Origin of the sequence: Flavobacterium macrobrachii (genome assembly GCF_014486675.1) — a bacterium.
GTDB classification, from domain to species: Bacteria; Bacteroidota; Bacteroidia; order Flavobacteriales; family Flavobacteriaceae; genus Flavobacterium; species Flavobacterium macrobrachii.
In genome coordinates, this window is the sequence record NZ_JACTAC010000003.1 from 39,279 (window position 1) to 51,771 (window position 12,493).

Here is a 12,493-nt window from a genome sequence, read left to right on the forward strand (position 1 = left end):
TATATTATTAATGTATTAATGTTATGTATTGATAAATCAATCTTACAAATTTGTTTATCAGTATTACATATTTATTAATCAATATGTAATATTTAATTATAAATTTGTACTTGATAACTATAAAGTTTAGCTATTTATTAAATTAATGCTTTAATTAATTAACTAATGTTCTTCTCTTTAATAATTTTAAAATAACGAATAGGTTTTTTTATTTTTTAGCATTGGATTAACTAAAAATCACGATACTTTTTGCTTAAATTTGCTCACTTTGGTTTTACAAAAACTTAACACTTATTTCTGAACACTGAAAACTAGAAAATGTCGAGCATAATTCAATTACTTCCTGATCATGTAGCCAATCAAATTGCCGCCGGAGAAGTGGTACAAAGACCAGCTTCGGTAGTAAAAGAATTACTCGAAAATGCTGTTGATGCTAAAGCAACCGACATCAAATTGATACTAAAAGATGCTGGAAAATCGTTAATTCAGGTGATTGATAATGGCGTTGGAATGAGTGTTACCGATTCGCGTTTGTGTTTTGAGCGACATGCTACTTCCAAAATTCGTCAGGCAGAAGATTTATTTTCATTGCATACAAAAGGTTTTCGTGGCGAAGCATTGGCTTCCATTGCGGCGATTGCTCATGTAGAAATGAAAACCAAGCAAGATCAGGAAGAATTAGGAATTCATATCGTGGTTGAAGGAAGCAAATTTGTTTCGCAAGAACCAGCCGTTTTACCCAAAGGAACTTCGTTTGCGGTAAAAAATCTTTTTTTTAATATTCCGGCAAGGCGAAATTTTCTAAAATCGGAAACGGTAGAACAACGCCATATCGTGGATGAATTTCAACGTGTTGCGATGGCACATCCCAATATTCATTTCACGATGTATCATAATGGAAGTGAAATGTTTAATTTACCAATTTCGAATTATCGACAACGAATTGTAAATATATTTTCGGGAAAAACCAATGAAAAACTCGTTCCGGTTAAAGAAGAAACGGAAATTGTAAATCTTCATGGTTTTGTAGGTAAACCCGAATTTGCAAAGAAAAACAGAAGTGAACAATTCTTCTTTGTGAATGACCGTTTTATTAAAAGTGGTTATTTACATCATGCTATTATGGCGGCTTATGAAGGTCTTTTGAAAGATGGAGCACAACCGAGTTATTTTTTGTATCTTGAAGTTCCACCACATACTATTGATATCAATATTCACCCAACAAAAACTGAAATTAAGTTTGATGACGAACAAGCATTATATGCTATTTTACGTTCTGCTGTAAAACATGGTTTAGGTCAGTTTAATGTAGCACCTGTTTTGGATTTTGACAGAGATCCAAACTTAGATACGCCCTATCAATATCAAAATAGAGAGGCTGAATATCCAACTATTCAAGTTGATAGTAATTTTAATCCTTTTGCCAATGAAAAGTCTGTTAAAACAACAAGTTCTTCTTCAACTTCGAGTTATAGAAAAACAGAAGTACAACCCAGTTGGGAAAGTTTATATGTTGGTTTAAAACAAAGTACGCAAGAGATTTCAGAAATAACTTTTGAAGATGATGCTGTTACTTCATCGCTTTTTGAAGAAAATGAGGTAGAGCAAGAAGTGAAACGAACGTATCAAATTCACAAAAAATACATTGTTTCTCCGATAAAGTCGGGAATGGTAATTATCAATCAAAAACGAGCACACGAACGAGTGTTGTATGAAGAGTTTTTGATTAACATGACAGTGCAGCAAGCATCGAGCCAACGATTATTGTTTCCGTTGGAGTTGTTTTTTTCACCGAACGAAATAGAATTGGTTCGAGAATTACAGCTTTCTCTAGAAAATTTAGGATTTATTTTTGATGCTTTTGCCGAAAGTTCAATAGTGATTTCGGGTTTACCAATAACGATTACGGAAAGCAAAGCTTCGATAGTTTTAGACGATTTGCTAACCGATTTACAAAACGGAATTGTAACCGATAGTTTTTCGCAAAACGATACTATTGCCAAATCGATGGCAAAAAGTTTGGCCGTTAGAACCGGAACGTATTTAACCGAAAAAGAACAAGAAAATTTGGTTCACAATTTATTTGCATGCAAAGAACCGAATGTTTCTCCATTTCAAAAACCTACTTTCATAACGATGAGTGTGGAAGATTTAGATAAAAAATTTAGTATATGATGCGAATGACCGAAACTGTTAAGCAGTTACTGATAATTAATATTATATTTTATATTGGATCATATTTTGTTGCAACAGCTTATCCGTTGTTTTCATTGTATTATCCAGAAAATGATAATTTCAGATTTTGGCAACCATTGACGAGTATGTTTATGCATGCGCCAATGCCAAATTTGATGCATATTGCGTTCAATATGTTTGCTTTGGTTTCTTTTGGTTCAGCTTTGGAGCATTTTTGGGGAGCAAAAAAGTTTATCTTTTTTTACATTTCTTGTGGACTTGGCGCAGCTTTATTGCATCTTGGAGTAAGTTATTTTCAAATACATTCAATTTTAGATAGTCTTTCTGGATTAAATCTTTCAGACAGTGATTTAAAAATACTTTTGAATGCAGATTATAGAGCTATTTTTGGTTCAGATGGTCAAATGATGGCAGGAAATGTGAAAACGATTTTGGAAAACGCAAAATGTTCGCAAGAGCAATTTGATTTATTAATTACAGCAGTACAAGAATTTCAAACACCTTCACTTGGTGCTTCTGGCGCAATTTATGGATTATTGACAGCTTTTGCGTTTATGTTTCCAAATGCTGAATTGGCTTTATTGTTTATTCCAGTACCAATAAAAGCAAAATATTTTGTTCCCGGAATTTTGGCTATTGATTTATTCTTAGGTTTCAAAGGAAGTTCTATTTTTGGAAGTGGCGGAACTGGGGTTGCCCATTTTGCTCATATTGGCGGTGCATTGACTGGTTTTATAATGATGTGGTATTGGAAGAAAAATTCGTTTAATAAAAATAGATGGGATTAGATATTATTAAACCACAAAGTTCACAAAGAAGGAACAAAGCACACTATTTTTGTAAATACCTTAGTGAACTTGGTGTAAAACTTCGCGAACTTCGTGGATAAGAAAAAGAATATGAATATTATAGACGATATAAAATTACAGTACAAAATTGGCGGCATTGCTAATAAAATGATTTATTGGAATGTTGGAATTTTTTTATTGTCAGTTCCTTTGTTTTTTCAATTCAAATTGGGATTTTTTGATTATCCTGATTGGTTGGCGGTTTCTTCAGAACCAATGGTTTTTTTATATAAACCTTGGACGTTGTTGACTTATGCTTTTTTTCATCAAGGATTTTGGCATTTGTTTTTTAATATGATGATTTTGCATTTTTCCAGCCGATTATTTCTTACTTTTTTTACTCAAAAGCAATATTTAGGATTGTATTTTCTCAGTGCCATTTTTGCTGGAATAGCATTTGTTTTGAGTTTTTATTTGTTGGGAAATTCAACGTTATTGGTTGGTGCTTCTGGAGCAATTATGGCAATATTAGTCGCTACAACTACTTATCAACCATTGATGAATATTAGACTTTTATTGATAGGAAATTTAAAACTTTGGCACATCACAGCGGTTATTTTGCTATTGGATTTATTGCAAATCCAAATGAGTAATACTGGCGGACATATTGCGCATTTAAGTGGTGCATTTTTTGGATTTATCTATATCAAGTTATTACAAAACGGTACCGATTTGAGTGAAATTGTGTCTAGAACAACTGATTTTTTTACCAATTTTTTCAAAAAAAAAGAAAAAATTCCATTTAAAAAAGTTCACGTAAACCCAAAAAAAATAGTTGAAAATAGGCCAAGTAAAATTGTTATAAAAGATAAAACACAACAACAAATTGACGAAATTTTGGATAAAATTAGTCAGTCGGGTTATGATAGTTTAACTGCCGAAGAAAAAGAATTTCTTTTTAAAGCCGGAAAGTAAAAATATTACATACTTTTTTTTACTTTTAATCCTGAAAATAAGAAAGCATTTGCTAAAATTTAAAATAGAATTTTTTTGAAAAAATTATCTTGGTTCAACAAATTCGTTTATGGCTTCAATATTATCTTGATAGTATTGACCATTTTGGCATATGTTTTACCGTTTTTAGCACCAAAAGCTTTTCCGTTACTATCCGTTTTAACGCTGATTTTACCTTTGTTTTTAATTCTAAATGCGTTGTTTTTTATTTATTGGTTACTTCAATTAAAACGACAACTAATACTTTCAGGAATAATTCTTCTCTTAGGAATTACATTTATCAATAAATTCTATAAATTTTCTTCCAATGAAGTAGCAAAAGAAGAAAAAGATTTCACTGTAATGAGTTACAATGTTCGTTTGTTTAATCTGTTTGAGTGGATAAACGATGATGCTATTGGGAACAATATTTTGACTTTTATCAATGAAAATAATCCAGATATACTTTGTATTCAAGAATATTCAGAAAATGCACATGTAGATTTACGCGTTTATAAGCACAAAGCGGTTTTTATGGAAGGTAAAAAAATCAAAACAGGACAAGCAATTTTTTCTAAGTTTCCAATAATTAATCAGGGAAATCTTCAAATAAAAGATGTTGGAAACAACATTACTTTTGCTGATATAAAAAAAGGGAAAGATACTATTCGAGTTTATAATATTCATTTACAATCGATTAAGATTTCTCCCGATGTTAATGAAATTTCTGAAAATGTAGAAACGATTAATCAAAAAAAATCACAGCAGGTTTTTGGACGAATTCGCGATGCTTTCAAAAAACAAGAACAACAAGCAGAACTATTGGTTAATCATAAAAAAGAATGTCATTATCCAATAATTATAGCTGGTGACATGAATAACAGCGCATTTTCATACGTTTATAGAAGTATAAAAGGAAATCTAAACGATAGTTTTGAAGAAGCTGGAAAAGGTTTTGGACAAACGTATAACTTCAAATATTATCCTGCTCGAATTGACTATATTTTTGCCGATAAACGAATGAAAGTAAAGAGTTTTAAATACTTTCCAGAATTTGAAAATTCAGATCATTTTCCAATAATGGCGCGACTTTCGTTTGTGGAATAAATTAAATTAGATTTTTAGCAAGTCGGCTAATTTCAATTTTTATTTCATTCCAACTTATTTTTTCAAACATAATTGGCATTTCTTCACTGTCAGCATCTTCAAAGTAATTTAAACTTTTTATAACCATAAATTCTGAACCGTCAATATATTTTTGTTTGTAAAAATCGAGCATTTCGTTTAAACTATATTTTTTTAAAAGGAAGTACAAATCAATAAAATCCTTTCGGCTTCCACGACCAGCAATTGCGTTTAGCTTCATCGCAGCAATATCTTTATCAGATACTAATCTTATGTTTTCTATAGTTTTAATATCTTCTAATAATGGATATTTATAGTTTACAAAATCAACTTTTATTCCGTCAATTGATACTATAATGATATTTTTACTTTTCTTCAAAATTGTTGGTTTACCAAATTTCGAAAGTTCTTCAATAAACTCGTATTCATCAACTTCACAATTTCCAAACATATCAATGTCAATTGAAAATCGATGTCCAATTTGCAAAGCTAAAGATGTTCCTCCAACTAAATTAAAACCTCTGAAAACTTCAGAAGACATTATTTTGGTTAATAATTCCAGGAGTTTGGGTTGGATTGTTTGAGTTTGTAACATCTGAAATTTGTTTTATCAATTTCAAAAAGATTGGATAAAAAGGCAAGAGTAACATCATCAATACTTCTAAGTTGAAGTGCAGTGTTTTTGATTGTTTCTAAACCATAAACTTGTTTAACAATATCCCAATCCTTTAGCATTCCAAGTTCAAGAACTTTAGAAATTATTTGTTCCTTCGAATTTTCAAAATCAATTGCATTCTTATCTACATCCCAAAATAGGTGTGACGATAAATCTTCTATGGTATATTGAGATTTCATTAAAACAAAGATATTGAATTAATGTTAAAGAATTATGTCTTGCTTTTTCAAATAATCCGAAGCATATCTACCTTCGTTAAAAAGTAAATCCAAAATGCTTAAATTGTTGAGATAACCATGCTTTTCTTCAAAAACTTGTGTGTAAGGTTCAAAAACAGCAGTATCTTTTTTACCGTTGATTAAAGGACGAAAATCGGTTTTGTCTTTTACTTCGTGGAAATATTCGGTAGTTTCATTGTAATCAAATTCCAGTCCTAAACATTTAGAAACAATAGCCATCGTTTCTAAGTTTAAATCCATCAAAAAGGTGTGTTTTTTTTGAAAAATGGAAGCAATATCATCTTCAAAATATTCAAAGAAAGGCGAACTTCTATAAGCAGCTTCAAGCGATTTGAAATGCTGTTTTTGCCAATCGAAATCATTTTCTATTTTGATTTCTTTGGTTTTTTGATGTGCTGTTTTCGAATGTTTTACCGGAATATTTAATAACTGAATGCCATTTGGACTATAAATGTACATTCGGTTTCGATTGGTTTGTTTTTGGAAATTATCATCCATTTCAAATGTAACCAAATCACATTGTGAAATGGCTACAAAATGACTAATCGATGGAAAATAACTCGGATGAATAAGAATGTTATTCATTGGCTTTAGCTTTTCTTTTTTTCCAGAAATATTCGCCTACAAAGTACAATCCTAGTAAAACTAAGAAATACTTGAAATAGGATTCAGGTTGACCTTCGCCATTAACGGTAGTAAACATTCTATCCCAACGGATTTTGTTCAAACCTTTACCATTACTATCCCAACTCAACCAAATGAAAACGGGTTTTCCAACGATGTGATTTTCTGGAGTATATCCAAAATAACGCGCGTCCAATGAGTTATTTCGATTGTCTCCCATCATCCAATAATAATTTTGAGCAAAAGTATATTTTGTCGCAATTTTATCATTTACATAAATATCATTACCAACAACTTTTAATTTGTTTCCTTCATATTCAGTAATGATAATTTTGTAATATGGAAGTGATTTTAGGTTTAAATCAACTGTTTGTCCTGCTTTTGGAATATATATTGGACCAAAATTATCACTATTCCAATTGTTGATTTTTGATGGAATTCCGTCTGTTAAATCAGGATAAATACCATCTTCAGTATTTGTTTTTATGTATTTAGAAACTTGTTCAATACGTGAGTCTTTCTTTAGCATTTCAGCTTTTTCAGCTGTTAAGTTTGCTTGTATAAAATTTTCAGATAAACGTAGTTTTAGTTTCTCATAAATTTCTTGATCGATAGCACCAATAATTGTAGCTGATGTTGAATCTTTTGATAATTCAACAACTTTAGCTTTTTCTTTTATTAAATAGTCTTTTACAAGATTATTTTCCCAAAGACTTCGGTCAATACTGAAAACTCTATTATATTCATTGATATCATATTGTTGCATTAACTCTGCATCAATTGTTGATTTAAATTTTAAATCATAACAATACTGAGGTTTTGCTCTTTCTGGCAAAATCAATTGTTTTCCATTGATGTAAACATCACCGTTTTTAATTTGTAAACTATCGCCTGGAATTCCAACGCAACGTTTTACATAGTTTGTTTTTTTGTCAATTGGTTTGCTGTAACGTCTATCGGCTGGCAAATACATGTGAAATAATGTATCTCTTGGCCAGTTGAAAACCACGATGTCATTATTTTTAATTTCTTGAAAACCTGGAAATCTAAAATAGGGAAGTTGTAGTTTGTTTTTCCACGATTCTGGATTGTTATCATCATATAAATATGATTTTACTTTAACAAAAGGAATAGTGTCGTGGACCATTGGCGCTGCAACCGTTGTCATTGGTGTTCTTGGACCATAATGAAATTTACTCACAAAAAGAAAATCGCCTATTAACAATGATTTTTCTAACGAAGATGATGGAATGGTAAACGGTTGCATTACATAAGTATGAACCAAAGTAGCTACGATAATGGCAAATAATAAGGAACTAACGGTATCGCCAGTTTTAGTTGGTGCTACTAAACTTCTATCGGCAATGTGTGTTACATTTTGAGTATAGTTCACAAAGTAAATATAAAATCCAAGGGTAAAAATGCCTAAAAAAGTATCAAGTGTAGTGTTTTTGCCAAAACTTCTCAATGTTTCAACCCAAACCACTGGAAACATGACTATGTTGATTACCGGAATAAACAATAAAAATGTCCACCAACTTGGTCGGTTAATGATTTTCATCAAAACGATTGAATTATAAACTGGAACAAATGCTTCCCACGATTTTCTTCCGGCTTTTTGATATAATTTCCAAGTTCCCAATCCGTGAATTAGTTGGATAATTAGGATAAACACTAACCATTGATATGTTGACATAGTATATTAGATTTTAAATATTAGATTTAAGATATAAACTTTAGATAAGTACTTTGTTTACAATCTTTGTTACAATTTATAAGTTTTGTCTATTCTTTTTATTTTAGTTCAAGGACATCTTTCATCGAAAAAATACCTTTTTTGCCAATAATCCATTCAGCAGCAACGACTGAACCCAATGCAAAACCTTCACGATTGTGAGCAACGTGTTTTATTTCGATAAAATCAACTTCGGAAGTATATAAAACGCTGTGAGTTCCGGGAACATTTTCAACTCGTTGTACATCAATAAAAACATCGTCAGCTTTTGGATTTTCAATTGCCCAATTGTTTTTGTCAGTATGATTAATGATTGCGTTTGCCAGTGAAATAGCTGTTCCGCTGGGTTTGTCAAGTTTTTGTGTATGATGAATTTCTTCCATCGAAACGTTGTATTCTTTGAATTTTGACATCATTTTTGCTAAATAATCATTCAATTCGAAAAATAAATTTACGCCCAAACTAAAATTGGAAGCATAAAGAAAAGCGGCATTTTTTGCTTCACAAAGTTGTACCATTTCGTGGTAATTTTCAAGCCAACCTGTTGTACCAGATATTACAGGAATTCCGTTATTGATACAGGTTGAAATATTTTCTACAGCAACCGATGGAAGACTGAAATCTATAGCAACATCGGCATTTTCAAGTCCATCAAAAGTTGTTGTGCTGCTTTTTTTTAATACAATCTCGTGACCACGTTCTAAAGCAATTCTTTCGATTACTTTACCCATTTTTCCGTATCCAAGAAGTGCTATTTTCATTTTAGAATTTATAATTAAAAGTCAAACCAATATTAGGTTTAGCGTTAAAATCAGTTTGATAAACATCTGGCGCAAACGAAAGATTATCGTTGACATTAAATTGCATCAAATGGGCATCAACATTTGCATCGACAATATTTAAAACATAAAAACCTATGGTTACAAGCAATGATAAATCTCGATTTCGTTGATAAAATCGTTGCGCTTGAATTAATCGGTCATTATCATAAATATTTTGGTATTCGTCATCATTAAATCCAGCTAATCGTCGTTTGTAGGCATCACGAACGCTGTGGTATTTTTTATTATTGTCTAAATAGAAGTACATGCTGGTTCCAAGCGCACCATAAACAATTGGAATTTTCCAATATCTTTTGTTGTAAGCTTGACCTAAACCTGGCAAAATAGCCGAAGCAAAAGCTGCTTTTGTTGGTCGTAACGGATCAATTGGAGTAAGTTTTAATTGTGTAGTGTCTTTTGCAATTAATAAATCGCTAGTTTGTTGAGAATAGCAAATACTTGTTCCAAAAAGAAATCCTAATAAAAATATGTAACCAATGTGTTTCACTATTTGTTAATTAGCTTGATAATTCGGTTAAAATCTTCTTCAGAATGAAATGGAATAGTAATTTTTCCTTTGCCATTTCCAGCTACTTTAACTTCAATTTTGCTTCCAAAAAACTCAGTAAAAGCTTTTTTCTGTTCGTCAGCTATAGTAAAATTGGTTGTTTTTTTAGGCTTTGCTGGAGCAGGTTTTAAACCATCTTGATAAATTTTTACCAATGCTTCTGTTTCTCGAACCGAAAGATTTTCGCTTACAATTTTTTGATAAATATCGGTTTGAACGTCTTGATCTTCAATGTTGATAATCGCTCGTCCATGTCCCATTGAAATAAAACCATCGCGAATTCCAGTTTGAATAATTGGATCTAATTTTAATAATCTCAAATAGTTAGCAATAGTCGAGCGTTTTTTTCCAACACGTTCGCTCATTTGTTCTTGTGTCAATTGAATTTCATCAATCAAACGTTGGTATGACAAAGCAATCTCAATTGGATCTAAATCATGACGTTGAATGTTTTCCACCAATGCCATAACCAGCGATTCGTTGTCGTTTGCAATTCGGATGTAAGCTGGAATGGTAGTCAAACCAACCACTTTGGAAGCACGCAAACGTCTTTCACCCGAAATCAATTGGTATTTGTTGAAATCCAATTTTCTAACCGTAATAGGTTGAATTAAACCAAGTTCTTTAATCGAACTCGCTAATTCTTGAATGGCTTCTTCGTTGAAATTGGTTCTAGGTTGAAACGGATTTATTTCAATAGAATCAATGTCAAGTTCGATGATATTTCCAACTACTTTATCTGCATTTTTATCATTAACCGATTTAATATCGTTTTCTGGATCTTTTAATAATGCGGATAAACCTCTTCCTAATGCTTGTTTTTTGACAGCTTTTGCCATATAAATTTGTATCTGAAAAATCTAAGAAGCTAAAACAGTTTTTTTAGCTATAGATTTAATTATTTTTTTTTATGATTTCTTGAGCCAAACTAAGGTAGTTGCTTGCACCTTTGCTTGTTGCGTCAAAGTTGATGATGCTTTCGCCAAATGATGGAGCTTCGCTTAGTTTTACATTTCGTTGAATTATCGTTTTGAAAACCATGTCGTTAAAGTGTTTTTGAACTTCTTCAACTACTTGATTTGATAAACGCAAACGTGAATCATACATCGTTAATAATAAACCTTCGATGTCTAATTCAGCATTGTGGATTTTTTGAACACTTTTAATGGTATTCAGTAATTTTCCTAAACCTTCTAAGGCAAAATACTCACATTGGATTGGAATAATTACACTATCGGCAGCTGTCAATGCATTCAAAGTCAGTAATCCTAATGATGGTGCACAATCAATCAAGATGTAATCATACTCATCTTTTACTTTTTCCAAAGCTTGTTTAAGCATGTATTCTCGTTTGTCTTTATCAACCAATTCAATTTCGATAGCAACCAAATCAATATGTGCAGGAATAACCGAAACGTTTGGTGCTGAACTAGCGATAGTTGCTTCTTGTGGTGTATTGCTATGTTCTAGAATTTGGTACGTTCCAATTTCAACACTTTCTACATCAATTCCTAATCCTGAACTGGCATTTGCCTGCGGATCAGCATCAATTAATAACACTTTTTTTTCTAAAACACCTAGTGATGCAGCGAGATTGACCGTAGTAGTTGTCTTTCCAACACCACCTTTTTGATTAGCAATTGCAATGATTTTACCCATTTGTTCTTAGTAGATTTTGAGCGGTAAAAATACAATTATTTATGGGTTTGTCAACTGTATTTTGTTAACAATCTGGTAAAGTTTTGATTTATAAGGTTTCGGGTTGAAAGTTTCGAGATTAGTAACGTTCAACTCAAAACTTTCAACTCGAAAACTATTTATTTACTTCCTTTATTTTTAATCATTGCTTCGAGCATGTCCCACATTTCTTGCGGAATTTTTTCCAAAATATTGAACTGTCCTGCACCTTGAAGCCATTCACCACCATCAATCGTAATTACTTCGCCGTTAACATAAGCAGAGAAATCAGAAACTAAATAAGCTGCTAAATTGGCTAATTCCTGATGATCTCCAACTCTTCGTAATGGAACTTTTTTTGCCATATCAAATTTTTCGGCCAAATCGCCAGGTAATAATCTATCCCATGCACCTTTTGTTGGAAATGGTCCAGGAGCAATGGCGTTCATTCGTATTCCGTATTTTGCCCATTCAACTGCTAGACTTCTTGTCATGGCTAAAACTCCAGCTTTTGCAGTGGCACTCGGAACGACATATCCAGAACCTGTCCAAGCATAAGTAGTAACAATATTCAAGACATTACAATTGGTTTGTTTAGTTTCAATCCAATGTTTTCCAAAAGCTAGCGTACAGTTTTTTGAGCCTTTCAATACAATATCAATAATAGTATCAAAGGCATTTGCCGATAATCTTTCAGTAGGAGAAATGAAATTTCCTGCTGCATTGTTAAGTAAAACATCCACCTTTCCAAATATTTTCAAGACTTCGGCAAGCATAGCTTCAACTTGGTCATAATGGCGAACATCGCATTGTATTGGCAGACATTTTCCGCTAGTTTCTTTTTCTAATTCAGAAGCAGTGGTTTTTAGCTTTTCTAAATCTCTTGAAGTTATTGCTACATTTGCACCCAATTCAAGAAAATATTTTGTCATTGCTTTACCCAAGCCGCTTCCGCCGCCAGTTACCACAATTGTTTTGCCTTTAAGCGCATCATCGCGAAGCATTTTTGCTGAAAAATCCATAGTTGTTTAATTTGTTTTTCAAATGTAAT

At 31.9% G+C, this 12,493-nt stretch carries 13 protein-coding genes; 4 read left to right on the plus strand and 9 right to left on the minus strand.

Features of this window, described 5'->3' with window-relative positions; genetic code table 11:
* Window positions 1-318 precede the first annotated feature (318 nt).
* The 4 genes from mutL to IAI56_RS01530 all read left to right on the plus strand — a co-directional run bounded on the left by mutL (window position 319) and on the right by IAI56_RS01530 (window position 5,084).
* Complete coding sequence (gene mutL / locus IAI56_RS01515; RefSeq protein WP_187656196.1) at window positions 319-2,175, plus strand: DNA mismatch repair endonuclease MutL; 1,857 nt, start codon at window positions 319-321, stop codon at window positions 2,173-2,175.
* The gene (locus tag IAI56_RS01520; RefSeq protein WP_187656253.1) at window positions 2,175-2,984 is read left to right on the plus strand and encodes a rhomboid family intramembrane serine protease; all 810 of its coding nucleotides are present in this window, start codon (window positions 2,175-2,177) and stop codon (window positions 2,982-2,984) included. Before mutL ends, IAI56_RS01520 begins: the two co-directional genes overlap by 1 nt.
* A 111-nt stretch (window positions 2,985-3,095) precedes the next feature.
* A complete protein-coding gene (locus IAI56_RS01525; protein WP_187656197.1) occupies window positions 3,096-3,959 on the plus strand; it encodes a rhomboid family intramembrane serine protease in 864 nt (287 codons plus the stop codon).
* A gap of 75 nt (window positions 3,960-4,034) precedes the next feature.
* Complete coding sequence (locus tag IAI56_RS01530; RefSeq protein ID WP_187656198.1) at window positions 4,035-5,084, plus strand: endonuclease/exonuclease/phosphatase family protein; 1,050 nt, start codon at window positions 4,035-4,037, stop codon at window positions 5,082-5,084.
* Between the two features lies 1 nt (window position 5,085).
* Here IAI56_RS01530 and IAI56_RS01535 read toward each other — a convergent pair whose 3' ends face one another.
* From IAI56_RS01535 to IAI56_RS01575, 9 genes are all read right to left on the minus strand, one after another.
* Window positions 5,086-5,643 carry a nucleotidyl transferase AbiEii/AbiGii toxin family protein gene (locus IAI56_RS01535; protein WP_204158782.1) on the minus strand — a complete coding sequence of 186 codons (558 nt, stop codon included), beginning with the start codon at window positions 5,641-5,643 and terminating at the stop codon, window positions 5,086-5,088.
* A gap of 8 nt (window positions 5,644-5,651) precedes the next feature.
* Window positions 5,652-5,957, minus strand: a complete 306-nt coding sequence (locus tag IAI56_RS01540; protein WP_187656200.1) for a DUF6922 domain-containing protein — start codon at window positions 5,955-5,957, stop codon at window positions 5,652-5,654.
* Window positions 5,958-5,981: 24 nt separating this feature from the next.
* Window positions 5,982-6,602, minus strand: coding sequence for a WbqC family protein (locus IAI56_RS01545; protein WP_187656201.1), 621 nt, complete (start codon window positions 6,600-6,602; stop codon window positions 5,982-5,984).
* Complete coding sequence (lepB, locus tag IAI56_RS01550) at window positions 6,595-8,337, minus strand: signal peptidase I (protein WP_187656202.1); 1,743 nt, start codon at window positions 8,335-8,337, stop codon at window positions 6,595-6,597. Before lepB ends, IAI56_RS01545 begins: the two co-directional genes overlap by 8 nt.
* Window positions 8,338-8,435: 98 nt before the next feature.
* Complete coding sequence (dapB, locus tag IAI56_RS01555; RefSeq protein ID WP_187656203.1) at window positions 8,436-9,137, minus strand: 4-hydroxy-tetrahydrodipicolinate reductase; 702 nt, start codon at window positions 9,135-9,137, stop codon at window positions 8,436-8,438.
* A gap of 1 nt (window position 9,138) precedes the next feature.
* Window positions 9,139-9,705 (minus strand): DUF5683 domain-containing protein, encoded by a 567-nt coding sequence (locus IAI56_RS01560; RefSeq protein WP_187656204.1) that lies wholly within the window; start codon window positions 9,703-9,705, stop codon window positions 9,139-9,141.
* Window positions 9,705-10,604 (minus strand): ParB/RepB/Spo0J family partition protein, encoded by a 900-nt coding sequence (locus IAI56_RS01565; protein WP_187656205.1) that lies wholly within the window; start codon window positions 10,602-10,604, stop codon window positions 9,705-9,707. The genes IAI56_RS01560 and IAI56_RS01565 overlap by 1 nt, the downstream gene beginning before the upstream one ends.
* A 55-nt stretch (window positions 10,605-10,659) precedes the next feature.
* Window positions 10,660-11,424 carry a ParA family protein gene (locus IAI56_RS01570; protein ID WP_187656206.1) on the minus strand — a complete coding sequence of 255 codons (765 nt, stop codon included), beginning with the start codon at window positions 11,422-11,424 and terminating at the stop codon, window positions 10,660-10,662.
* Between the two features lie 158 nt (window positions 11,425-11,582).
* Complete coding sequence (locus IAI56_RS01575) at window positions 11,583-12,464, minus strand: SDR family oxidoreductase (RefSeq protein WP_187656207.1); 882 nt, start codon at window positions 12,462-12,464, stop codon at window positions 11,583-11,585.
* Between the last annotated feature and the right edge of the window lie 29 nt (window positions 12,465-12,493).